Here is a 25,411-nt window from a genome sequence, read left to right as displayed (position 1 = left end):
TGTTGGCACATATTTGTAGGTGAGGTTTTATACCTCGCTTTTTTAGGTGTTAAAACATGAGCGCGAAGTAAATTCGCGCCTACAGGTGGGTACATGCTTCTAGATAAGGTTATTAATTTAGCTCAAGTGTTAGAACCTTGAATAATTATGGCTTTACTTCTACCTTAAAATTCAATGTAACAAATTGATGACAAGGAAGCACAATGCAAATACTTCACCACGGAGCGGTTAACGGCGTTACTGGTTCGTGCCACGAGCTGGTAGTTAACGAGCAAACAAGTGTGCTTATTGATTGCGGGTTATTTCAAGGCGAAGACTCTAAAGTCGATCTTTCAATTGAGTTTACTATTACCCATGTTACTGCCCTTATTGTTACCCATTGCCATATTGACCATGTTGGCCGAATTCCTTATTTATTAGCAGCCGGTTTTAAAGGCCCTATTTTTACAAGTATTGCATCAGCCAGCTTATTACCTTTAGTAATAGAAGATGCTTTAAAAGTGGGTGTAACCCGCGACCCTAAAATTATAGCTGCCTGCTTAAGCTTATTAAATAAACGCATAGTTGCTGTAGATTATAAAACGTGGTTTGAACTACCTTGCAAAGGGCTCAATAAAGCTAAAGCGCGGTTTCAGCGTGCAGGCCATATATTAGGTTCTGCCTACGTTGAAATTGATATTACAAATAATGATAACAACAAACATCGCGTTGTGTTTTCAGGGGATTTAGGCGCACCGCATACCCCGCTACTCCCTTCGCCTAAAGCGCCCTATAAAGCCGATACCCTCGTTATTGAATCAACCTACGGGGATAAAAATCATCAAGGCCGTAAAGAGCGCACTCAAACGCTAAAAAACATTATTGAACGCGCTGTTAGCGATAATGGCGTGGTGTTAGTGCCAGCTTTTAGTATTGGCCGCACACAAGAGCTGCTATATGAGCTTGAGCAACTCATACATAGCTCATCTAAAAAGTCTAAGTGGCGAGACATTCACGTAATACTCGACTCCCCTATGGCAGCCAATTTTACTGAGCAATACAAAAAGTTTAAGTACCTATGGGATAGCGAGGCCAAACGCAAAGTTGCAAACGGTAGGCACCCGCTCGATTTTAAAAACCTAACTACGGTTGATTCACACAAAGAGCACATGGCTATTATTAACTATTTAAGTTCGCGGCAAACACCAGCCATAATATTAGCAGCAAGCGGTATGTGCACTGGTGGCCGAATAGTTAATTATCTTGAGCGGTTTTTAAGTGACAAAACCACCGATGTATTGTTTGTAGGTTACCAAGGAAACAAAACGTTAGGCCGCGAAATTCAAAAATATGGCCCGCGTAATGGGTATGTTTTTATAAATGATGCTCGCATTACTATAAACGCAAAAGTACATACAATTAGCGGGTACAGCGCCCATGCCGATCAAAACGGATTAATTAAGTTTGTAACGGGTATGCATAAAAAGCCAAGCCATATAAAAATTGTGCATGGCGATGATGATGCAAAAGGTGCGTTAGCAGTAAGGTACAAAGAGGTTTTAGATAATGATGTTGAAGTTGAGATAGGTAAGTAATAAAGCTTTAATTTGAGAATTACTTAAAGCTGATACGCACATACTTCAAATAGAAGATAATTAAACACTTGTATTTAGACTGTTTTTCCTTCAAAAAAAGTCATGAGAGTGCAGCCAAATAACTGTTAATAGTCGCTTAGTGAAATGATCGAATATTTTTAATTGTTTATTAGGCTAACTTTAAAAATGTTTATGCATTTATTTGTGGTTAACCTAATTGTAGCAGCCAAAGAAAGTTTGCTAAGGCTTAATTCCTGATATTTTTTTTGCAATAAAGCTTTTACTTTCAAAAATTTCATTTTTAAAAAAGAAAAATAAGCTCAATAATATCAGACACCAATATAACGCAAAATAATTTTGTAAACTGCTACCGTATAATGCATGTATAACAGAACCAAATACCAGTAAAGTTGTATAAATATACATACCCAACCTAGGAATTGCTTTCCAAAAGTAAATAGAAAATTCAGTTCTTAATATAAAAAATACCCAGAAAGAAAAACACGTACTTATAGCGGCGCCAATTGCACCATACTTTGGAATTAACCAGACGTTTCCTAGCAAGTTAACTCCAAAAGCAACTACAGAAGCAAGCATTGAAAATCCGGTGCGCCGGGTAATACCTAGGCCTACGACGCTTGTTTCGGATAGAGTATAAAGCAATGGATATCCTAAACACGGAACTAAAATCCACTGAACCGCTTTGTAATTATCCGGTAGTATAAACGTTACTACCGCAGAGAGTAGGCCAGCCAAACAAAATAAAATAATAACGACTAATAATACATATCGGTTTACTTTAAATATTTTATCAAGGTTTTCATTTGCTGCAGCCCACTTATATACAACGGGAACCCAAACAGTAGAGAAAACACTCTGAATAATGGTCGCAGCGGCAGCAAAACTAACAGCAACAGAGTAAAGCCCTAACTGCTCAAAATTTGAGAGCTCTTTTAATAATATTTTATCTGACGCAGTTAGCCCCCAGAATGCCAAGCTGCCAAAAATCAGTGGCATACCAAAGCTTAAAAGACCTTTCAACTGATTAAAATCTAGCTTTTCCTTAAGTCCTGCAATCCACTCGCTTTTTGTATTCCACGCATATATAAAAAAAACTAATGATATAGCTGCAACATTGGCTATTACAAGATTAGTAATATTTTTATTAACAGAAAATAAAACATAACCTAAGATAATAATTATTAGAAGTAGCTTAGGAAGCAGTTGACTCATTGAGTAGGCGAAGCCTTGCTCATTCATTCGCAAAATTAAAGATAAAAACCTAGACATAAAAGCACATAAAACAGCTAAAGCTACTAACAGGCTGAGAAATTGGCTATTAACTTCAAATAACCATAACGAGATTGTATTACCATAACTGAATAGTAAACATAAGCTAATAATTAATAAGCTTAAACCTGGGAAAAATGACGCTTTTAATAGGCCTGGTTTATTACTTACTTCGTGAAATTCACGTACATACGCTTGATCTAACCCTAAGCTAAAAAAGAGTGTGCAAAAACCTACCACTACATTTAGCATAGCTATACGACCAATATCTTCTTGAGTAAAAAACCAAGTGATAATTGGCAAACTAACAAAACCTAAAAGAGCACCACCTACTGGGCCCAATGCGAAAGATAGAATTTTTTTTGGGGTCATATTTTTTATGTTCCAACATACTAGTAAACCCCAATAGAATATTATTTATAAAACAACGACTATTAAAGATTTTGAAGTAGTTACTTATCAAATAATTGGGTAAGTTGCTTTTTATAGTTATCTGTAGAGAAGTAATTTTTTACAATTTCAATATTTTTGGGCGATTTGTGGCAATCTAAATTAATGAGCTTTTCAATATCGCCAACGTTAATACCTTTTTTAGCAAAAAAATGCCATTGTGTGGTTCCACTTCGCAAGTAAACAGTTTTACCAAGGCCTAATAAAGTTATTGTATTCCCCATAGCTTGTTGCCGCTTATGATTAAAAAAGGCAATATCAATTGAGCTTAAAAATAATAAATAATCATCAAATGGCATAAACTCCGTAAGGGGTTGAAACTTATCACCAAACCATTCTTTACCCTGCTTTATTACTTGCTGCGCATATTCTTGATGCCCATACGATAAAGGTACATAAATACAAATATCTTGATGTTTAAACGGTAATAACTTTTCCAACGCCTCTATATGATTGTTACTCGGGTCGGCTGAGTTGCCTACTTGAATATTTACCCTCACCTTATCAACTGCGGGAAGTTTGTATTGTTTGTATAAATTACTCGTGTACATTAAGCACTCATGGTAATTTCCTTTAGCCCCATACCAGTCTTTTGCAAGAGCTACATCTCCTTCTAAGTATGTAACTAAATGCCCAAGCCCACTTATTACCCTGTGCCTTAAAAATTCATTTATCTTTTCTTTGAGAGTGACACGCTTTAATTGATAGGCGTATAAGTCTGCTCCCCATATCATCCAATAACACTTTTTAAGCAACCAAGGCATAACACTTAGTATTTGAACCATTTTTATATCGATTAAACTGTGTAATATAATTTTATCAGCTCGGTGCATTTTTATTATTAACTGAGTATGGTGCTTTACCTTTAATAAAGTCGAACGCCCTGACAAGCAGATATTCTTAGCATCTTCAAGCTCATCATCAGCCATGCCATTTTTAATTAAAAACTCATGCTCATCACTATTAAAGTTTTGGTTTATAAATCTAATATATGGAGGAATAAATTTATCACATTCTGCTACATGTAATATCCTTTTAGCCCCCACGGAGAAAATCCTCAACTGCTTTAACAACCTTTTCTTGTTCAACGTGGGTCATTCCGAAGTACAGTGGTAAACGGACAAGTTTTGCGCTTTCATGGGTCGTGTAAGTATTATCACCTACAAATTCTCCAAACATTTCTCCCGCAGGGCTTGAGTGCAGTGGAATATAATGAAAAGGTGTCGTAATTCCCTGCTTTTTCATATAACTAATAAATTCATTTCGCTCTTCATTTGAGCTTAATTTTATATAAAACATATGCGCGTTATGCTTTATTGAATCGGGAATATAAGGTAACTGTTCCGCTTTTAGTTTTAGGCTAAGTTTACTGTAATAATAATCCCATATTGATAAACGAAAATTATTTATAGTGTTTGCTGCTTCAAGTTGAGCATACAAATAAGCCGCTTGTAACTCGCTTGGTAAAAAGCTCGACCCTATGTCTTGCCACGTATATTTATCGACGATGCCATGCAGGAACTGGCTACGATTTGTTCCTTTCTCACGTATAATCTCAGCTCTTTCAATCAATTTAGGGTCATTAATTAAAATTGCCCCACCTTCACCACCCGATGAGTAGTTTTTAGTTTCATGAAAGCTATAGCAGCCTATATGACCAATAGTTCCTAGTGCTTTCCCTTTATAGGTAGACATTACGCCTTGTGCAGCATCTTCTACTACCCACAAGTCATGTTTTTCTGCGATAGCGAGTATTGTATCCATTTCACAAGCGACACCTGCATAATGTACGGGCACTATTGCTTTTGTTTTAGCCGTAACCGCTGCTTCAATGAGTGTTTCGTCAATATTCATTGTGTCCGGGCGAACGTCAACAAATATAATTTTTGCACCACGTAATACAAACGCATTCGCTGTAGATACAAATGTATATGAAGGCATTATAACTTCGTCGCCTGGCTGAATATCAATTAAAATAGCCGCAAGCTCTAGAGCTGCTGTGCACGAAGGCGTTAGCAGCGCTTTTGTGGTATTAAAATTACTTTCTATCCATGCTTCACATTTTTTTGAAAATTGCCCATCACCACATAACTTATCAGAGTTAATAGCTTGCTCTATGTATTTTAACTCGTTGCCTGTTTTAGGAGGCATATTAAAAGGAATCATCTTTAAACCTGTTTGTAGAACCAATACGAAATATCAGCAATAGCAAAACCATTTTTACTATATAAATTTGCAGCCGAAATATTACTTGTTTGTGTTGCAACCTTAATTACTCTAGCTTTTTTAGCAATGCAATAGCTTTCAACAAGTGCGAGTAGTTTTTTGCCTAAACCCTGTCCTTGGTAGGGTAAAGCAACACCAATAAGCCCTACTGTTGCTTCTTCCTCTCGAACCCTGACTGTTACAAAACCAGATATAACATCATCATTTTTTATCACTAGGCAACAATCATCAAACTTTGAAAGGACGGCATTTTCAACCCATTTTTGGTAAAAACTGTCTCGCTCTTGTGCCGAAAACCAAGGTTCTCGAAAGCGACTATTAATATATAAGTCACTTACGATACATTTAAGCTCTTCAATAGCGCCATGATTAGCTATGTAAGCTTCAAAACTTGTAAAAGCTTTTGAGTTTGCCTTGATATCTTTTTTAAATACCAACTCGCCTTCAATAAAACTAAAGCAATACTCATTTATAGTATTTAAGCTTAGGTAATCTGTAGAGCTAGCTTTTATAGTTATAAGTGAGTCTATAGGCCAATCATTACTTTTTATCTTAGGAACAGGTAATTCTAACGAAAATATTTTACGCTCGAAAAACTGGCTATCCCATTCTCTTTGAGAAAAATAGTTGCTCATTACTTTGATATTAAATCCATTAGATACTTACCGTAGCTATTTTTCAGCATAGGTGCAGCTAACTCTTCCACTTTATGTTTTGTTAGCCAACCATTATTAAAACCAATCTCTTCTAAACACGCTATTTTGTAACCTTGACGCTTTTCTATGGTTTCAACAAACTGCGCTGCTTCAAGTAAGCTTTCATGCGTACCTGTATCAAGCCAGGCAAAGCCGCGACCAAGTATTTCAACATTTAGCTTATTTTGCTTTAAATAAATTTCATTTAAGCACGTTATCTCTAGCTCACCTCTATGCGAGGGCTTAACTTGTTTGGCTATTTCTACAACAGAATTATCGTAAAAATATAAACCGGTTACCGCTAAATCAGACTTTGGTTTAGCTGGCTTCTCTTCAATGGAAATAGCCTTTTGGTTCTCATCAAATTCAACGACACCAAAACGTTCCGGATCTTTTACTTGGTAACCAAATACAGTCGCTCCTTGCCCATTTTTGGCATTCTCGACTGCATGTTTTAACTTAGGACTAAATCCTTGACCATAAAAAATATTATCACCAAGAACTAAGCACACATCATCGTTGCCAATAAAGTATTCACCTAAAATAAACGCTTGGGCTAATCCATCTGGGCTAGGTTGAATTGCGTAATTAAGCTCAATACCAAATCGTGAACCATCACCAAGTAAACGCTTAAATGAAGCACTATCCTCAGGGGTCGTAATAATTAATATTTCACGAATTCCCGCTAACATTAAAACTGATAGCGGGTAATAGATCATTGGCTTATCGTAAATTGGAAGTAACTGCTTGGATACACCCATAGTAATAGGATAAAGGCGTGTACCGGAGCCTCCGGCAAGGATAATTCCTTTCATGCTATTTTCCTTTAGCTGTCATATTTATTTCGCCCAGTCGCTCACGCTGATATGAACCATCTTGTACGTTTTGACACCACGTTTGATTATCTAAATACCACTTAACCGTTTTACGTAGGCCTGTTTCAAAGGTTTCTATTGGTGTCCAGTTTAGCTCTGTACTCATTTTTGACGAGTCGATGGCATAGCGTCGATCGTGGCCAGGACGATCTGTCACATACGTTATCTGCTCTGAGTACGAGTAATCTTTAGGTACTAAAGTATCTAGAATGCTGCAAATACTTTTAACAACTTCAATGTTTTGCTTTTCGTTATGGCCACCAATATTATAGGTTTCACCAACTTTACCTTCAGTTACTACCTTATATAAAGCTCGAGCATGATCTTCAACGAATAACCAATCACGAATTTGATCGCCTTTACCATAAATAGGTAAATCTTTTCCTTCTAGGGCATTAAGTATCACTAAAGGTATTAATTTTTCAGGAAAATGATAAGGCCCATAGTTGTTTGAACAATTGGTTACGATAGTAGGTAATCCATATGTTCGTAACCAGGCTCGCACTAGGTGATCACTCGATGCTTTACTTGCAGAATAAGGGCTACTTGGTGAATAAGATGTTTGTTCAGTAAACAAAGGTAGCTCTTTACCCAAGGCATTACCTTCTTGCTCATCTGGATGTGGAAGGTCGCCGTAAACTTCGTCAGTTGAAATATGATGAAATCTAAATGATTTTTTATCATCGTCATTTAATGTATTCCAGTATTCACGAGCCGCTTCTAATAAGTTGTAAGTGCCTACAATATTAGTTTGTATAAATTCGGCCGGCCCAGTAATTGAACGATCAACATGACTTTCAGCAGCTAAATGCATTACTGCATCTGGTTTATGTATTTTAAAAACACGATCGAGTTCAGTACGATTACATATATCAACTTGCTCAAATACGTAGCGGTCATCACTAGCAATTGAATTTAATGATTCTAAATTACCAGCATAAGTTAACTTATCGAGATTAATAACTGAATCATTAGTGTTTTCTATAATATGGCGAATTACAGCAGAGCCTATAAAGCCCGCCCCGCCAGTTATGAGTATTTTCACTATACACCCTAATATATTTGATAAAATTAGGTATATTAACTATCTATTAATACCTAACTTAGAATTTTAATTTGTATTCATTTAAGCTAACCGCTATAGGCTGGCTAGCTATTGAGCAAGCGTTGCAGAGATAAATAATAAAGCTCTATAACATCTTCTAAATCTAAATGTCTGACTAGGCCTTTTAATTGCTCTGTATCTACACACATATCATTAAGCGAGTTTATTGCTTTTGCTAAGCTATCTATATCACCTACAGGGTAAATGCTACAGTTTGGATAAGGCACACGTAATACATCATCTTCATAACTGACTCTTAAAAGTTCTGCAGGGCCTGTTTTACAATTAGTAGTAATAATAGGAATACCCAAAGCAAGAGATTCTACTAAACAATTAGGAAAACCTTCAGTTTCTGACGCTAATAACATTGCTTCTGATTTAAGAATGTATGGATAGGGGTTACTTGAATGCCCAACAAAAAATACTCTATCTTCTATGTCTAATTCTTTAGCTAATGCAGTTAAATCATCACGAGTATCGCCATCTCCAACTATTACTAGATTCTTTTTTTTGTTACAGGCTTTTAAAGCCAGTAATATATCCTTTATTCGTTTTGACTCAACTAGGCGCCCTACTGAAATCAAAAAGTTTTGAAATGGAATTGGACTGACATCTTTAAAAGAAAGATCTTGATAATTTTTTAAATCATGTGGATTATATATTTTCTCAATGTCATCTCTAGATAAAAATATCTTTGCTTGTTTCTGCATTTCTTCAGAAATGCATACTATACTATTAGCTTTTTTATAGGCAAGGCGAATGATGCATGCATTTCTGCTACGCTGAAATCTCTCAAAACTACTGTGGCAGACTAGCTGTGATTTATACCTCATAAAGACAGATAAAAAAGAGTTTATAATATTTGGATACAACAGATGAGATTGAACAACATCAGGTTTAAATTTTAAGATAAGGAAAATAAACTTAAAAAAGCCTGAAATCTTCCAAAACTTACTTACTGAACCTTCTTGTAAATACAAGTGCTTAGTTTCACAACTGCTATGTTTTGTAAATCCATCAACTAGGCTATTAAAAACTTTTTCAGCGCCTCCCCCAGAGGAGGAATTAGTTAGAAGCAGTAGTTTCATCTGTGCAACCTGCTTTATAGCTTTGTAAGTATTCTGAACACATTCGCTCTAAACTAAAATCTTTTAAAAGCTTCTTATGTTGCGCTTGAATAACTTCCTCTCTTAAAGATTGAGATTCAATTAAGTTACTAAAAGTTTCTTGCAACTCTTTATCATTATTAAATAAAATACTTTCAGATACCGTAGGATCCAAAATCAAACTATGCGCTGGAATATTTGATAGCAAAATAGGTAGTTTAGCGGCCATTCCTTCCAGTACAGAAATTGGCAACCCTTCCTCTCTAGATAACGATAAAAAAATATCTGACGATACGAGTAGCTCATTTATATTTTCAACTTTTCCTAAAAATTCGATAGCAGCATTATCACTAGCTAAACTCAAAACCTCGGCTTTAAATTGCTCACTTTCTATGGCGCCTGCAATCGAGAAAGTGAATCTATAATCAGGATATGATTTATTAAGGTACTGAATAAGTGAACTTAAACGATCATAACCTTTTCTATATTTAACGTTTCCTACCAAAACTACTTTTACATTTTTAGTTAATATAGATTTTTCTTTTACTTTAAAGTTAGAAATATCTACTGAATTTTCAATAACTTTAAACTTACTTCCAAACGCCTGTGTAAACCTATCAATATCTTGCTTTGAAACACCAACAATCACATCTGCGGCTTTATTAATAAAAAATTTATGTATTCTACCAATAAGGCGGTTTGAAAAACTATTCCCATAATAAAAGTCATATGAGTTTCTTAAACTTACAACGTAAACAAAATCTTTTTTTATAAGGCCAGTAAGAATCAAAAAAGAAAAAATTAAATCCGCACCTTTTAACTGACTCTGAATGGCATCAAAATTTTGACCTTTTAAGTATTTAGGTATAGCAAATATAGACTTTAATGCACCAACAAGTGGAGAGTTAGCATCTGTTACTTGAGTCAACTCCCTGCCATTCCAAAAATTCTTTTGAACATTATTATGGTTCCACAAAAGGGCAACCTTGCCTTGAACAAATTTTCGATCGACCATTCTACGGATTGATGCTTCAGCACCACCAACTCCATTTGAGTTTAATAAATAAAGAACTTTCATATATTCCTTAAAATGAATTAATTAAACTTTGCTAAAAAGTTTTTTAATGAAAATACTAAACTTCCTAAAAAGGAATGTTTAAGAAAAAAATAAACAGCTCTTTTCGATTGTGAACTAGACAAAAGAGCAACCACTAACCACAGGGGGATTTTTTGCCCTCGATTTACAAGATCATTCAGTAACCAGAATGTTACTTTGTCTTTCAAATACTCAGCATGTTTACTTAAAAACTGTATAGCACCTGTTGCTGTTTTAGTGCCCGTTGTAATTCTTTCTCTATTTGGATCCACATTTACTTTATATAGCTTTTTTCCCAGTTTTAAAAAAGGCTTATTTTGAGCTAAAACAACGCGAAACCAACAGTCATAGTCCTGCCATGCAACCATTTTTTCATCAAAAATATTATTTTTTAAAGTATCTAACTTTGTAAATACTTGGTTCCCCACGTAATTTTTTTCAACGAGATCAAAGTGTGTATACTCAGTTTTATTTAAATCAAACCTGTTTGAGTGCACCCCAAAGATAGAATAATCAGCACAAAGTAATGCATATCTATCATTCCAAGCTGCAAGGTAACTTTGAATACAATCGGGTTCCATTATATCATCATCGTCTAGCCCAGTTATAAAGTCCCCAGAGGCCATATCAATAGCACGATTCCTTGCATTACATGCCCCTTTAGGTTGCTCATTAACTAAGAATTTTAGCCTATGGTCTTTATTTGCAATGCCTTCTAAAAGAGAAATAGAGTCTTCACACTTCCCATCCAAGGCTACTATCACCTCAATATTAGTATGTGTTTGAATCAGAACCGAATTGAGTGATCTACTAAGGTCACTAGGACGATAGTGAGAGGGAATATATACACTTACTAATTGTTCTTGATTAGACACGTTTTTCACCTAAGTTATATACAAATGGAACTACTAAAAAAAGTATCCAGTATGGGTACACCCACATTTCATTAGAAATTGAGAGAAAACAAAATATTATTATTAGGTATCTATTAGCTCTTTTTTGCGTATTAAATAACATATATGTAAAACCAGAAATAATAAGCGTAAATAACACTATCCCATGATCTACTAATATAGCTAACCATCCATTATGAGGTTGAACATAACGCATACTTAACTCGAGTAAACTCCTTACCCCTGTTATCCCATACCCTAATACCGGTCTTTCGTAAAATCCATCTAGAGCTAATCGCCACATAACTAATCGCTGAGAAAACGTTGATAAGTGCTCAAAAAGAGAGAAAGCAATTACAGCGCCGAACAAAATAAAAGCAATGAAACCTATGTTGAAAATTACTTTAATTTTTAATTTAATAAACATTAACCTAACCAACAGGAGAGCACTGATTAATAAAACAGTTTTTGAACCTGAGGCAAAAAGGGTAAGCAAACAGACTAATAATAGAGCTCTATTAAAAATAGTTTTTTTAATATTAACAATAATATAAATACTAAAAACCATTAGTAGTGAAGTATAGTTTGGATCGTGTGCATAACCTGATGGCCTTACACCTAATAATGATAGTTTATCCTCAAATGCTTCACCGGAAGACCCTATAGATACAAATGGTAAATCGCCAGTCATAGCTTGGTACAAGCAAGAAAGAGACAAAAAAAAGCTAGATAAGAGCACTGAATTTATTAATACTTTATCATTTAAATATTTTTTATTTAGCAAAAAATAAATAGCTATTAAAAAATTATATATATACAAAATAATTACATTTTTATATACGGTAGTATTCTTATCAATATCAGAAAATTGCCAAGCAATTTGATCTTGAATCACTATTAATGTAAGTAATAATGTTAGTAAAACAGCGCGAGTAGGTACTACCCAATCACCAAATTTTACTTTTACTAGCAATGCAATAATTAAACTCGAAATAAAAAACGGGAAAACTAAAAACCGAATATCAAAACCAAGCGAAAATGTTCGGTTATAAATCGAGAAAATTAAAATGCTTATAAATATTGCGCTTAGTGATCTATTTAAGCCTAATTTATTTTTTTTAACGGCTTCATGAAGCTGCATTTATTGATTTAACCCTTCACGCTGTTAGCGGCCCATACCAAAAATTACAGTTTTAATTGTAAGCATAAGAATTTTTAAATCTAATATTGTAGAGTGGTGCTTAATATAATAAATGTCGTATTTATGCTTCCAAATTGCATCTTCTACCGATGCGCCATATGGGTACCTAACCTGCGCTAAACCGGTAACACCGGGTTTCACTGCATGACGGAAGCGGTAGTACGGAATTTCTTTTTCAAGATCTTTGATAAAGACTTCTCGCTCGGGCCTAGGACCGACTATTGACATACTTCCCTGTAGAACATTTATTAGCTGAGGTATTTCATCAATCCGTGTTTTTCGAATGAATTTACCTACTTTTGTGATTCTTACATCATTTTCACTAGCCCATTGAGCACCATTTTTTTCAGCATCACTACGCATTGACCTAAATTTGTAAACTTTAAACTCTTCATTGTATTGGCCTGTTCTTTTTTGTTTATATAAAATAGGGCCAGGGCTTTCTAATTTAATAAATAATGCAGCAGTTAATGAAAACGGTAACGTTACAATAAGTAAAAATACTGAACTTACGATGTCTAAAACTCTTTTAGTTATTTGAGTTCTCTTATTAGATAAGATTGAAAATGCCTTTTGATGTAGAAAGTAGCTACTATTCAATAAATGTACTTCTGTATAGTTTAATCTACCATCTAGATAACTAACTAATGGCTCTACCCAGGCACCACTTTCCGTTGCCCTTACTAAAAAAGCGCGCTGTTCATCTGTAAGCTGCGCACTTCTATAATGACATATGACTTTTTCAGTAAAGTCAATTAGTGAGAAGTCATTAATTACAAGCTCAAATGAATGGGCATTAATAATTTCTACAATATTAGAAACACACTCATTTGGGCAAAATACATATATTTTATTTTGCTTTAATGCTTCTTTTTTTGATTTAAAACTCTTAGTAAACAATTAAAAATTCCAATTTGTCTTATGTGTAAATAAATACCGTGTTACTTATGACTCAAAGTTTAATCATCGAAAGTAGTGTTTATTTAAAATTTATTTATAGTTTTAACCTAATCTGACTTATTTTATAGGTTTACTATTTCCCTGTTTAATAAAATATCTCATTAAGACAAAGACACAACTAATAAAAAACCCTAACAAAACCCCTACAAAGCAAATCAAAGCTCTTTGCGGTTTAAACTTTTTCTCTGGCACGATAGCTGGATCAATTGTTTTGAAAACATATTCATCTCGTACATTAGCGAACATAATGGTTTTTGTTTGCTCTTCTACTAATTTATAAAGTACAGCACGAATATCAGCAATTTTGGTTTGTTGTATTTGTGAAATTAAAAAACTAGTGCTTTTATTTGCTTCGACTACATCGCGCTGTTTCATGGTTGAGTTTATTTCTTGTATTAGCCAACTTACCCATTGCTCTGCAATATATGGTGATACATGCTCTACTGAAATAGTCACCATACCATTTTCTTTATTCGCATTTGTAGAAAGTACTTTTGTAAACTCTTTGTAAGCTTCTTGCATTGAAGGTTCAGCCTTAAAAGGAGGTTCAACTTCACGAACCCATTTAGCTTCACCTTTTAAATAAAGGTCTTTGTTATAATTTATTGTGTTATTTTGACTATTCCACGATTTTGCGGCCATTAAATCAGGCAATATATTATATTTTTTAATAAACTCGCTGGTAAATTTACGCGATTGCAACACTTCAAGTGCCATCTGAGTTTTATCTACACTACCGCCACCTAAACTAACACCTGCTAAACTAGCCAAACCGCCAAACTGACCTGCTAATGCACCTAGTCCTCCCTGCTGCTCTTGCTCTGCAGGTGCTAATAAAGCTTCTGACTTATAAATGTTAGGCTGATTAATCGCATAAAAAACAGACGCCACTGCAAATAAAATGGTTACTACAATAATAATCCATTTACCCTGCCAAATAGCAGTAAGCAGTTCTCTTAAGTCGATTTCGTCATCAGCAATGTCATAAGCAATCATAGGCTTATTTTTATCTGTATGATTATTAGAGCTATTATCCATTTACATCTCATATTTTGCTATCAGCTATTAAAATAGTTTTAATAGCGCTAATACAAACTTAAGTTAGAAATACTTTCGTTCTACTCAAGCCATTAGAAAAAACATACTTTCTATTAAATACCACTAATAGCAGCAACCGCTACACCTAGTTGGTACATAATCTGCGTTGCTGTACTCCAAAGTGTTAGCTTATCCATATGACTTGCATCCATTGGTATCACTATTGTATCACCAGGCTCTAACTGCTCTGTATTATTAGCCGTAAACCAGCCACCTGTATCAGGAATTTTCACCGAACCGTTAGCTTTAATTATGTAAATGCTATCTTCATCAGCGCGCTCTTTAAGACCACCGCTCAGACCAATGTAATCATCAACGCTAACGCCCGTTTTGTACAAGTGTGATGTTGAGTAATTAACCTCACCAATCACACTGATTGAATCACGCTTACTAGGTACATACAAAACATCACCATCTTGAAGTACTAAGTTTTGTTTGTTTTCAACAATTAAAGGTAAATCGATAACTAAGCGCCCCACAGCTTCTACACTTGCTAAATCATTTAGAAGCATATTCATTTCATCATACGAAAGTGTGTTGCTGCTTACTGAATTTTGAAAGCTTTTTGATGCAATATCACGGCGTAGCTCTGTTGATAAACGAGCTAACTGCTCTTGCTCCTGTTCCTTTATAGAAGCTCGAGTAAATACTGCAGCCTTCTCCTCTGCAAATTCAGAGAAGCCGCCTGCGCGCTCTAATAGCTCTGTTAATGTTTCGCCACGGCGGATAGTGTAAGTGCCCGGGAATCTGAGTTCACCTTTAAGTTCTACTTTTACGTTTTCTTGCCAGTTTGGGATAGCAAATACGTTAATACTGTCTTTACTCTTTAGCATGATATTGCTCTGTAAATCGCCGCGCATTGCGCTTTCTAAATCTAGGCGTAAGTGCTCAATTTGAGAGCTGTCGCTTTCAACAATCCGAGTAATCTCTGCCTGTTTTACATAAGCCGACTCCAGCAATCCACCGGCAGCAGTAACTAAATCACGCACTTCACCACCAACCATTAATGGGTAAATACCTGGAAATGTAACGTTCCCGCTAATTTCAACAAGTTGCATAGCTTGACTCACTGAAGCTTGCTGCTTAAATCTAGCTATAATTGGCGCTAATAAATTATAGCGACTAAATAATGCATAATCTTCAGGTTTGAGTTCTTGGTCTTCTTCTTTTGCTTTGCGTTTAGAAATTTCAGCAATAGTGAGTATTTTATTGTCTTCAAGAACAAGCTCTTCACCTTCTTGATTAACACCAATGTATTTTTCGAACTCTTTTTGCTCAAACTTATGCCATTGCTCGGCTTTTTGTTGCTGCTCTTGTTGCTCTTGGCTAAGAGCCATATTTGCTAGAGCTGATTGTTCTACTTCTTTTTCTTCAAAACGGCTAAATACAACAATTTTGTCATTAGCTTTAAGTTGTAAGTTGTTTTCAGGGTTTTTAATAATCGCTTGAGCAACGTCGAACTGATGCGCTTCTATATCGCCGTTTATATTTATTTCGCGGATTACGAGTCCATAGCTTAAATCTGCTTGCGGTAGTAAGTCACCACGTACTGATTTAAGTACATCAGAAATACGCTTACCTTGGTGCCATTGATAATTGCCTGGGCGTGCTACTGCACCAATTAGGCTAACCGAATTTTGATATTGAGAGCTAACTGAATTAAAGCGAATACGGTCGCCATCTTGTGGAATATAGTTAATTTGTGATTTTGAAAAATCTACCGAGAGTACTTCTTTACGATCGAAGTTAAAGCGCTCTACAATTGCACTTTTGGCATAGGCATTTGGTTTAAGACCTCCGGCCATTGCTAATAACTGCTTTGCCGACTCGCCTTTTTTAAGTTCAAATATAGCTGGTCGCTTTACTGCCCCTTCAACTCTTACTTGGGCACCAACCGATGGAATAAATACAGCATCGCCCGATTTCAATACAATATCATTACTGCTATCGCCATTAATAAGTAAGTCGTAAAGGTCAAAATTTGCAACTACGTTACCAGCTCGTTTAACTTGAATGTTACGAAGAGAAGCAATATCAGATACACCACCGCTTACAAATAATGCATGCGAAACGGTTGTTAATGAAGAAACACTATAGCTACCCGGCTTGTAAGCCTCACCGAGCACTAAAATACGCATGCTACGAAGCTGACCAAGCGATACAAAAGCTTTTACACCTATTACCTCTTGCTCTACTTTTACTTTTATTAGTTCTTTAATTTCAGCAAAGGTTAAACCAGCCACTTCTACAGGGCTTAGATCAGGGATACTAATACGCCCTTCACGGTCAACTATGACTTCAAAGCTGTCACTTTCTTTGCCATAAAAGTTGATTTTTAACTGATCGCCAGGGCCTACAATATAGGTATCTGGTACTGCAGCATTTTCACTCGGCATGAATGTAGTTGGTTCACCTGCAAACAACTCGTAACCATATGGTTTTAATTCGTCTGCTTTTGGTTTGAACCGCTCTTCATCTGTTAGCTGCTCTTTCTCTGGCTCTGCGCGCTCGCCAATACTGTTTTGTTGCTCTGTATTATTTTGATTATTGGATTGGTTTGTACCGGTGATTGTTGAAACATCAACACCGTATTGTTTTGCTAGGGCTTCTTGCTGAGCTTTTGGCAGCTTTTTAAATTGCTCAATTTGAGAAGCTGTTGGCGTAAAAGCCAAAGTACTAAAACTACAAAGTAGAATAAAAGCACTAATAAATTGTGTAAAAACTTTCACGAGTAGGTATATCCCTAGGTCTACAACCAAAATTGGTGGCTATAATACATTAATTTTGAGCAAATAAAAAAGGGACTTTCGCCCCTTTTGTCACTTTTGTGTCATTAACTTAGTTACATTGGTTAAAAACTGTAAACCAACGTGAATGACGTTTCAGTATCTGTACTTTCTTTATCATCAGCAACGTCTGAGTTGTTGGTAACATTAAAAGCTACTTTCATTTGTAATGAGCCGTTTATTTTTGCAAGCAATGCAGTTTCTGAACGAGTTTTAGTGTTTGTATCACCGTACTCCACAGCAACTAATTGGGTAAAACGGGCACTTTCAGAAATTTGCCAGTTGTAATCTAACTTACCTAAGGCAATTACTTCGCCTTCAAACTCGCCAGCAAGAGAGTTACCGTTATCATCTATTTCAGTGCTGTCATCTGGGTATTCAAAATATTTATAACCAGGACCAACTTCGGCGCTTAACCACATTGTCTTTTCGTTTAATAAACGTAGACCGTAACCAGCAGAAATTACCGACTCACTTCTATATGCTCCAAAATAATCTGAAACGTGTGAACCATAAATGAATAAATGAGAATGATCTTCATTTAATTTGTAATTGCCTTGAGCAGAAATTGAGTACTTTTCGTTAGTGCGCTGCTTATTTTTGTCGCCATCAGCATCTTCAACTTCATCTTCTTTGTAGATGCCGTCTAGCTTGTATTCGTTGTTCCAGTTTTCAAGGTTGTGTTGTACCTTGATACCACCTTTAAGTGTGGTTGTTTCGGTATTACCACTAGTGATAATAGCACCAAGTTCACTGGTAACTTCCCACGTTTTTTGATCTGCGTCTGCAGCGAATGCATTTGTTGCAGCAGATGCTGCAACTAAAACTGATAAAAGCTTTAATTTCATTAAAAAATAACCTTTGTATAAATGTATATCTATTTTATTAAAGCGTTACTTGTTAGAGCAAGCTAAATAGCTTATTAATTAAATTAAAAATTTTCATGCAGAAAATCCACATGAAAATTTTATAAGCAATTTTACTGCTACAACAATTAAGAAGAACCTTAATTTAATAGGTATTTAAAATTAGTCTTGCTTGTGTAAATGAACATCCATTTGCGGAAATGGGATGGCAATATCTGCATCATCTAATGCAATTTTAATATTTTCCATTAATGACCAGTAAGTAGGCCAGTAGTCTGCAGCGTTAACCCAAGGGCGAACAATAAAGTTTACGCTAGAATCACCTAGCTCAGATACAGCTACTGTATAAGCTGGGTCTTTAAGTATGCGTGTTTCTGCATCTAATACAGATTTTAGTACTTCTTTTGCTTGGCGTAAATCAGCATCGTAACCAACACCAATAACTAAATCGATACGTCGAGTAGACTCTCGCGAGAAGTTAGTAATAGCACCAGACATTATTTGAGAGTTTGGTACGATGATTACTTTATTGTCTGGAGTACGAAGCTCAGTTGAAAATATTTCGATTTTCTTAACAGTACCCATTTTACTACCAGCTTCTACAAAGTCACCAGATTTAAACGGACGAAGTAAAATAATTAGCACGCCTGATGCAAAATTAGATAGTGAACCTTGTAATGCTAAGCCAACAGCTAGGCCTGCAGCACCTAAAATAGCGATGAACGAAGTTGTTTCAATGCCAATTTGCGAAAGTGCCATTAATATGGTTACTGCGAACACAAGAGTGAACACGATGCTAGCAACAAAAGATCCAACTGCCTTATCTACTTTCTTCTTAGCAAAACCTTTTTCAGTTAAGTTAGAACAAAACTTAGCAACACGACTACCAATTAAAAAGATAACAAGCGCAACAACAGCTTGAATACCATAATGTAAGATTAGGCCTGAGTTTTCGTTAAGCCAATTAAGTACTGAATCCATATTTACTCCAAATGTTTTTTATTAAGCGTTTTCCGAGCATTATTATACATTAATTTACAATTTATTCTCATGAAATAATGAATTAATACTATTAAACATAACTTCATTCGATTTTTTAGGGGTAATTCTGTGCCAAATATATCCCCTGGTATGGATAAATATTAGTTGCCCAACGCTGATTACATTTGCATGGTTTAAATTATTTTAATTTATTTCACTTTTGGGCTTCACAACATTTATTATTTTATGTATTATGCGCGCCACACCAAACAAGGTGTGTGTAGTGGCGGTTGTAGCTCAGTTGGTAGAGCCCCGGATTGTGATTCCGGTTGTCGCGGGTTCAAGCCCCGTCAATCGCCCCACTTTTTCTCCTATTAATACCCTTTATTTATATTTCAATAATCTCCCTAAATTATCTTTTTATATCCTATACAGAATATCTAACCTTTGTTACCCAAATTAATTACTATTTTAAGCTAAAGCAGTCTATCAGCAACCTCTTCTGTTTTAATAAGTTTAATTAGAAGATTTATTAAACAAGTATTTAGCCTAAATTAAATAACATTTATTTAACCAATGTGATTACATTGGCTGTACTTAAGTACAAAAAGTGCTAAATTTCTAGTACATACATCTCTTTTTATGCAAAACATCAAACTTCTACTGGGATATAAAATTAAGCATGATTAAACAGGTTTTAAGAAATTTACTGTGTAGTTGTTTAGCTGTAATGAGCTTTAACTCATTGGCTCAAAGCAATGATGAATATAATAAGCTACTGATTGAACTTCAAAAATTAGTTTCTGAAAAAAAATATACTCAGGCTTATCAAAAAAGTAATAGTGAATACCAGTACCTGGGTGAACCCGTATACGATTTTTTACTAGGGATCTCTGCCCTTAAAACAGGACATCCGGCGCCAGCTGTATTTGCCTTTGAACGTGTGGTTGAAAACAACCCAAGGTGGTATCAAGCTCGCTTGTATTTAGTGCGCGCTTATTTAACAGTTAATAATTTACCTGCTGCTGACACACAAGCTTTAATACTGATTAACTCACCTAATACACCTAATAACATAAAGTCTTCAGCACAGTCGTTACTTGATACAACCACACTTAAAAAACAAGAAGCTAGGCGTTCTTATAAGCAAAATATTGAGCTTGCCCTTGGCGTTGATGGCAACGTAAATGCAGGTACGGCAGAAGATACAATTATAATTCCTAACATTGGTGAATTTTTATTATCGCCAGAAAGTAAAAGTACGCAAGACAACTATGCGCGACTAAATTATAGAGGAAAGTACTCCCACCCTATAGATCAAAAAAGTTTAATCACTTTGAGTGTTAATACTGGGTGGTACAAATTTGCAGAACTCAGCCAATACGATCGTATAAACGCGCACATTAATGCTGCTTATCAATATAAACAAAATGACATAAGTTGGTTTGCACAAGTATCGACGACTCCATTACTGCTTGATGGCGATCTTTATCGTACTGAATCAACTTTAACAGCAGGTGCTAATTATAAGCTGAATAAACAAGTTAATTTATTTAGCTCTGCGACTGCTGGTGTTTTGAATAATAGGTTTGATGAAAAGCTCGATAATTCGTTTTATACATTAAATGCAGGTGCTAGCTATGCAACTAATCAATGGTTTCAAAGTTTAAGCGTTAACGCCAAAAACGAAAAAGCCGATATTACTGAAGGCGAATTTAATAGCCGAAATATTACTAGCTTGTACTACCAAGCAAACACTCAGCTGGCTCAACATTGGCAGTTGTTGTCTCTTGCTGGATACCAATGGATTAATTATAAAGAAGATCACCCTTTATTTTTACAAGAACGTGCCGATAACCTCTTTATGCTTTCGACTACTGTTCGCTATTTAGTTAATCGTGATTTAGCAATACAGTTGGCTGCAAACTATCAAGATAAATCCAGTAATATTTCTTTATTCGAATATGACCGTTTAGATATCAATTTAAGCGCTTCTTACTCATTTTAATTTAAGGTATTTATGAAACATTTACTCCCTGTAATTACCACTTTACTGTGTGTAAGTTTTTATACGCAAGCAAATGATCCTGCTGGTAAAACTATTTTAGCGCGAGGCTCAGTACTTGCGGTTGATGGAAGCTCTGAACAACAACGACAGTTGCAGCGCAGAGATACCGTTTTTGGTGTAGATCGCATTACGACTGGAGAGAAAAGTAAAGCGCAGTTTTCGATGTCGGATGGTGGTTTAATCGCTTTAAAAGAAAATTCAGAACTAAATATTGCTAACTACGAATTTGATGCTAATACCCAACAAGGCTCTGCGTCCATTGAGTTACTTAAAGGTGGTTTACGCTCTATTTCGGGTGTGATTAAAAAAAATGGCGGCTCTTATAGTGTAAAAACTCCCGTGGGCTCTATTGGTATACGTGGAACACATTTTGAAGTTCAGCTCGTTGAAGGCAATGTATTTTTAGCTGTATGGGATGGCGCAATAGATTTAACTTTAGAAAATAATAGCGTAGTTTCTTTGGGTGATAACGAAGCATTTTCGTTTGCGCAAATTACAGCCACTGGTGAAGTATTAAAAACGACGCGTGCGGCACGTGTGTTTGATCAAAATATTGTAACGATCGATCCTAAAGATGACAACGAAGAAGAAACTGAGCAAGTAGCTGCAACTGAAGTTGAAGTAAATGCCTTTGAAACAGATACAGATGCTATGGATGTATATTCTGAACAACAATTTCAAACAGTTAGCAGCGCGTCTTTAGTAGATCAAATAGCTCAGCGCCAAGGTGTATTTAACTATGAAGCATCAAGCTTTAATGTAAATTCGAGTGTGGGTGCTGTTACTGACTTTGCTATGACTATGGCCGTTGATTTTGATAATGGCACAGTGCCTGATGGCGAAATTAGTTTTAATGACGCCGACGGAAATTGGTATGCAGCCTACAGCGGCTTAATAAATTTAAGCGAACTTGACCTAGCCGTTACATTTGCATCCCATGGTAACAATAAAGCCGAAGGTGATGTTGAGGCAATATTTTTGAATGACTTAGACAACATTACTGGCAACTTTAATCTTAACGAAATAAATAATCCTGATGTAAATGCTAGCGGTTCTTTTAAATTAGAACCATAAACACATTGGATACAAAGCTTTTATTATGGAGTATTTAAAATGACAGCAAAAAATATATTTTTGCTTGGTTCTATGGTGTTTTTGTTAAGTGCTTGTGGAGGTTCAGAAGAAAGCCCTGCTCAAGAGACTATACAATCACCTACAGCTGAAGTATTAACGCCAACAGTGACTAGCTATATAAATTTAGCTGGCGTTATAGCAAGTAATCAAACCAAGAATACAAAAGTTTTAGGTGCTGTCACTTCAAGTAGAGGAGTTGTTGGATCAAGCATAGCCAATACGCGCGCTAATATTGTTTTTTCACAAATAAACGAAACCGTGCAAGGCAATGTTTCTTTTTTACTTGAAGCTTCGGATGCGGATGGCATTGCTGAAGTTAATTTGGTGCTCCCTAGCGTAAATAAAAGAATATCACTGTGTTCTTCTGATTGTGGTTTTGACTACGAAAAATCAATTATAGGCCTCAGTCCTGTGCTTTATGGGGTAACTCCAGGAGAGATACGCCTAGAAATATGGATAACTGACACTTTAGATAACCAAGTCCTTGCTGATGCAATCACTTTTAACTGGCAACCATATCAAATTGAAGGGGTTACGGCTCAGCGAGACGAAGATAATATTAATATTTCGTGGCAAGCTAACCCCGAACTTAATCGTTATAATGTTTATATTGCAACTCAAGCGGGTGTCTCATCTACTAATATTAATGAGTTAGAAAACGGGCAACAATTTTTAAGTATTCAAGATACTACACTAAGCATTACCGAGTCATTGACAGATAAAAGTTATCAAGTACTTATTACCGGTGTTGATGGCAGTGGTGAAAGTGGCTTTGCTAATACAATAAACATAGCACCAGTGGGTGGAGAGCTTGCATTTGCGCCAGAAGCTAATGCCGATCAGTTTCAGATAAATGAAGATCAAACTCTACAAGGCAACGTATTAACAAATGATACGAATCAATACAGTGGCGATTTACGTGTAAATGCTGATGCCTTAATTCTACCGCAGCATGGCACGCTTAATATAAATGAAAATGGGGATTTTACTTATATCCCTATTGCAAACTTTAATGGTGAAGATGCCTTTAGCTATCAAGTTGCTAACGAGCTAGGTATGACAGACACCGCAGTTGTAGAGATAACTATTTTAGCTGTTAATGACGCCCCTATTGCGCTTGATAATACTTATAACATTACAAACAATGGAGCCTTAGTTGTCCTATCGCCTGGCTTACTTATTAACGATAGCGATATAGACTTAGATAACTTAACTGTTGATACAACGCCTGTTAGCGAACCGACAAGAGGACAATTAACTCTTTTTGATAATGGTGGCTTTGAATACCAGGGCGAGCAAAACATGCAAGGTGAAGACAGCTTTCAGTATAGAGTTGTTGATGCACAAGGTGCTCAGGCTATTGCAAATGTAACCATTGTAAGTACAAACACTAACGTAGCCCCTATAACAAAAAATGATAGCTATAGTTTAAGCGAAGATGAAACACTTGTGGTTACAGCAGCCAATGGCGTGCTTAGTAACGATACTGATCCAAATAATGACAGTTTTTCAGTTGATGAAACATTTATTGTAGCACCTACACATGGCCAACTATTATTAGCTATTGATGGCAGTTTTAGTTATATACCAGATGCTAATTTTAATGGTGTTGATCAATTTCAATATCAAGCTATCGACGCTTTAGGTGCGACTTCTACAGCGACAGTAACTTTAATAATAAACAGTGCACCTGATAACCCTGTCGCACAAAATGATGCCTATCAATTTAGTAAAAATAAACTATTTGAAGTAACTACGCAAAATGGCCTACTAGTTAACGATTTTAATATTGAAGCTGGCGATTTATCAGTTAATACCACTGCAATTAATACAACTCAAAATGGCGAGCTTACATTAAAAGTTGATGGCTCGTTCACCTATCAGCCAGACTTAGGTTTTATTGGTGTAGACAGCTTTACTTATTCAATTTCAAATGAGCAAGGCTTAACCGCGACAGCCCAAGTAACATTAAGTGAAAGCGGTGTTAATACTTTTCCAGAAGCCAATGACGATCAATATACGTTAGGTGAAGACAGCTCTGCATCTCTATTAGATGTGCTAGCTAACGACACTGATGCAGATGGCGATACAATTACTATTTCTAACATACAAAATATTGTTGGAGAGGCGACTATTGTTGCCGGAAAAATAGAGTTTACTCCACCAGCCAACTTTTCAGGTGAGATAGTACTAACTTACACCATTACTGATGGCTATAGCGCTGGTAATGAAGGTATAAACGACAGAACAGCTAGTGTGACTATTACAGTTACACCCGTTAATGATGCCCCTATTGCAAATGCTGATTCAGTAACGATGAACGAAGATGGCCCTGCGGTATTAGTTAACGTATTAGCTAACGACTCCGATATTGATGGCGATACTCTTGCAATAACAGCTGCTACTGCAGATATTGGTTCTGCATCTGTTGTTGATAATAAAATTCAATACACGCCTGTTGCTAATACAAATGGAACAGCAATTATTAGCTACACAATAAGTGATGGAAGCGGCGGTACTGCAACTACTAACTTAACAATTACTATACTACCAATAAATGATACTCCAATTGCAAACGCTGACTCAGCTACAATTGATGAAGATGCTGCTCCAATACTAATAAACGTATTAGCAAATGACTCTGACGTGGATGGCGATAGCCTCACTATCAGCGCTGTCTCGGCAGATACTGGCTCGGTCTCAGTGATAAGCAATCAAATTCAATACACTCCTGAGACTAACAGCAACGGTTTAGCAACAGTTACTTATACTGTAAGCGATAGTAGCGGTGGTACAAGTACAACAACATTAACTATCACTATTACTCCCGTAAACGATGCCCCAGTTGCAAACGCAGACTTGGCTACCATGGCTGAAGATGCTGCGCCAATACTAATAAACGTATTAGCAAATGATTCAGACGTGGATGGTGATAGCCTCACTATCAGCGCAGCCTCGGCAGATATTGGCTCAGTCTCAGTGGTTGGCAATCAAATTCAATATACAC

General features: G+C 35.9%; 19 protein-coding genes and 1 tRNA gene. 5 read left to right on the top strand and 15 right to left on the bottom strand.

Going from position 1 to position 25,411, the window contains the following annotated elements; translation table 11 throughout:
- Positions 1-203: 203 nt before the first annotated feature.
- Positions 204-1,574: an MBL fold metallo-hydrolase RNA specificity domain-containing protein gene (locus tag L656_RS0100970; protein WP_024597848.1), complete on the top strand. Its 1,371-nt coding sequence runs from the start codon at positions 204-206 to the stop codon at positions 1,572-1,574.
- Between the two features lie 240 nt (positions 1,575-1,814).
- Here the strand turns inward: L656_RS0100970 and L656_RS0100965 are convergent, their stop codons facing one another.
- The 15 genes from L656_RS0100965 to L656_RS0100895 form a co-directional block, all read right to left on the bottom strand.
- Positions 1,815-3,236 carry a lipopolysaccharide biosynthesis protein gene (locus L656_RS0100965; protein ID WP_024597847.1) on the bottom strand — a complete coding sequence of 474 codons (1,422 nt, stop codon included), beginning with the start codon at positions 3,234-3,236 and terminating at the stop codon, positions 1,815-1,817.
- Between the two features lie 80 nt (positions 3,237-3,316).
- Positions 3,317-4,360: a TDP-N-acetylfucosamine:lipid II N-acetylfucosaminyltransferase gene (locus L656_RS1000000122565; RefSeq protein WP_024597846.1), complete on the bottom strand. Its 1,044-nt coding sequence runs from the start codon at positions 4,358-4,360 to the stop codon at positions 3,317-3,319.
- Positions 4,350-5,480, bottom strand: coding sequence for a dTDP-4-amino-4,6-dideoxygalactose transaminase (rffA, locus tag L656_RS0100955; protein WP_024597845.1), 1,131 nt, complete (start codon positions 5,478-5,480; stop codon positions 4,350-4,352). Before rffA ends, L656_RS1000000122565 begins: the two co-directional genes overlap by 11 nt.
- A 2-nt stretch (positions 5,481-5,482) precedes the next feature.
- Positions 5,483-6,175, bottom strand: coding sequence for a GNAT family N-acetyltransferase (locus L656_RS1000000122940; RefSeq protein ID WP_024597844.1), 693 nt, complete (start codon positions 6,173-6,175; stop codon positions 5,483-5,485).
- A complete protein-coding gene (gene rfbA / locus L656_RS0100945; RefSeq protein ID WP_024597843.1) occupies positions 6,175-7,050 on the bottom strand; it encodes a glucose-1-phosphate thymidylyltransferase RfbA in 876 nt (291 codons plus the stop codon). The genes L656_RS1000000122940 and rfbA overlap by 1 nt, the downstream gene beginning before the upstream one ends.
- Position 7,051: 1 nt before the next feature.
- Positions 7,052-8,155, bottom strand: coding sequence for a dTDP-glucose 4,6-dehydratase (gene rfbB / locus L656_RS0100940; RefSeq protein WP_024597842.1), 1,104 nt, complete (start codon positions 8,153-8,155; stop codon positions 7,052-7,054).
- Positions 8,156-8,259: 104 nt separating this feature from the next.
- Entirely contained in the window at positions 8,260-9,303 is a 1,044-nt protein-coding gene (locus L656_RS0100935) for a glycosyltransferase (RefSeq protein ID WP_024597841.1), read from the bottom strand.
- Entirely contained in the window at positions 9,281-10,399 is a 1,119-nt protein-coding gene (locus L656_RS0100930) for a glycosyltransferase family 4 protein (protein ID WP_024597840.1), read from the bottom strand. The genes L656_RS0100935 and L656_RS0100930 overlap by 23 nt, the downstream gene beginning before the upstream one ends.
- Positions 10,400-10,416: 17 nt before the next feature.
- Positions 10,417-11,292, bottom strand: coding sequence for a glycosyltransferase (locus L656_RS0100925; protein WP_024597839.1), 876 nt, complete (start codon positions 11,290-11,292; stop codon positions 10,417-10,419).
- Positions 11,285-12,451 (bottom strand): O-antigen ligase family protein, encoded by a 1,167-nt coding sequence (locus L656_RS0100920; protein ID WP_024597838.1) that lies wholly within the window; start codon positions 12,449-12,451, stop codon positions 11,285-11,287. The genes L656_RS0100925 and L656_RS0100920 overlap by 8 nt, the downstream gene beginning before the upstream one ends.
- A 24-nt stretch (positions 12,452-12,475) precedes the next feature.
- Positions 12,476-13,411 carry an exopolysaccharide biosynthesis polyprenyl glycosylphosphotransferase gene (locus L656_RS0100915; RefSeq protein ID WP_024597837.1) on the bottom strand — a complete coding sequence of 312 codons (936 nt, stop codon included), beginning with the start codon at positions 13,409-13,411 and terminating at the stop codon, positions 12,476-12,478.
- A 117-nt stretch (positions 13,412-13,528) separates the two neighbouring features.
- Positions 13,529-14,509, bottom strand: coding sequence for a Wzz/FepE/Etk N-terminal domain-containing protein (locus tag L656_RS0100910; RefSeq protein WP_024597836.1), 981 nt, complete (start codon positions 14,507-14,509; stop codon positions 13,529-13,531).
- A 113-nt stretch (positions 14,510-14,622) separates the two neighbouring features.
- Entirely contained in the window at positions 14,623-17,298 is a 2,676-nt protein-coding gene (locus L656_RS0100905; protein ID WP_024597835.1) for an SLBB domain-containing protein, read from the bottom strand.
- Between the two features lie 122 nt (positions 17,299-17,420).
- Positions 17,421-18,203 (bottom strand): DUF481 domain-containing protein, encoded by a 783-nt coding sequence (locus tag L656_RS0100900; protein ID WP_024597834.1) that lies wholly within the window; start codon positions 18,201-18,203, stop codon positions 17,421-17,423.
- Positions 18,204-18,383: 180 nt separating this feature from the next.
- Entirely contained in the window at positions 18,384-19,202 is an 819-nt protein-coding gene (locus L656_RS0100895; protein ID WP_024597833.1) for a mechanosensitive ion channel family protein, read from the bottom strand.
- Positions 19,203-19,488: 286 nt separating this feature from the next.
- Between L656_RS0100895 and L656_RS0100890 the strand changes: the two genes are divergently transcribed.
- The 4 genes from L656_RS0100890 to L656_RS0100875 form a co-directional block, all read left to right on the top strand.
- Positions 19,489-19,564 (top strand) — tRNA-His (locus L656_RS0100890).
- Between the two features lie 320 nt (positions 19,565-19,884).
- Entirely contained in the window at positions 19,885-21,210 is a 1,326-nt protein-coding gene (locus L656_RS0100885) for a surface lipoprotein assembly modifier (protein WP_024597832.1), read from the top strand.
- A gap of 12 nt (positions 21,211-21,222) precedes the next feature.
- Positions 21,223-22,344 (top strand): FecR family protein, encoded by a 1,122-nt coding sequence (locus L656_RS0100880; RefSeq protein ID WP_024597831.1) that lies wholly within the window; start codon positions 21,223-21,225, stop codon positions 22,342-22,344.
- A gap of 39 nt (positions 22,345-22,383) precedes the next feature.
- Positions 22,384-25,411: Ig-like domain-containing protein (locus L656_RS0100875; RefSeq protein ID WP_024597830.1), on the top strand; the 3,028-nt coding region annotated here is incomplete at its 3' end.

The organism is Pseudoalteromonas sp. TAE56 (genome assembly GCF_000497955.1).
Lineage (GTDB): Bacteria > Pseudomonadota > Gammaproteobacteria > Enterobacterales > Alteromonadaceae > Pseudoalteromonas.
The sequence above is the reverse complement of the archived record's forward strand: the minus strand, read 5'-3'. Positions and strand labels throughout refer to the sequence as shown.

What these genes read in the sequence shown, in the direction of transcription:
- L656_RS0100900 (WP_024597834.1), bottom strand. Translation starts at nt 18,203, where the DNA reads ATGAAATTAAAGCTTTTATCAGTTTTAGTTGCAGCATCTGCTGCAACA.
- L656_RS0100880 (WP_024597831.1), top strand. Translation starts at nt 21,223, where the DNA reads ATGAAACATTTACTCCCTGTAATTACCACTTTACTGTGTGTAAGTTTT.
- L656_RS0100885 (WP_024597832.1), top strand. Translation starts at nt 19,885, where the DNA reads ATGATTAAACAGGTTTTAAGAAATTTACTGTGTAGTTGTTTAGCTGTA.
- L656_RS0100910 (WP_024597836.1), bottom strand. Translation starts at nt 14,509, where the DNA reads ATGGATAATAGCTCTAATAATCATACAGATAAAAATAAGCCTATGATT.
- L656_RS0100965 (WP_024597847.1), bottom strand. Translation starts at nt 3,236, where the DNA reads ATGACCCCAAAAAAAATTCTATCTTTCGCATTGGGCCCAGTAGGTGGT.
- L656_RS0100930 (WP_024597840.1), bottom strand. Translation starts at nt 10,399, where the DNA reads ATGAAAGTTCTTTATTTATTAAACTCAAATGGAGTTGGTGGTGCTGAA.
- L656_RS1000000122940 (WP_024597844.1), bottom strand. Translation starts at nt 6,175, where the DNA reads ATGAGCAACTATTTTTCTCAAAGAGAATGGGATAGCCAGTTTTTCGAG.
- L656_RS0100935 (WP_024597841.1), bottom strand. Translation starts at nt 9,303, where the DNA reads ATGAAACTACTGCTTCTAACTAATTCCTCCTCTGGGGGAGGCGCTGAA.
- rffA (WP_024597845.1), bottom strand. Translation starts at nt 5,480, where the DNA reads ATGATTCCTTTTAATATGCCTCCTAAAACAGGCAACGAGTTAAAATAC.
- L656_RS0100895 (WP_024597833.1), bottom strand. Translation starts at nt 19,202, where the DNA reads ATGGATTCAGTACTTAATTGGCTTAACGAAAACTCAGGCCTAATCTTA.
- rfbA (WP_024597843.1), bottom strand. Translation starts at nt 7,050, where the DNA reads ATGAAAGGAATTATCCTTGCCGGAGGCTCCGGTACACGCCTTTATCCT.
- L656_RS0100970 (WP_024597848.1), top strand. Translation starts at nt 204, where the DNA reads ATGCAAATACTTCACCACGGAGCGGTTAACGGCGTTACTGGTTCGTGC.
- L656_RS0100920 (WP_024597838.1), bottom strand. Translation starts at nt 12,451, where the DNA reads ATGCAGCTTCATGAAGCCGTTAAAAAAAATAAATTAGGCTTAAATAGA.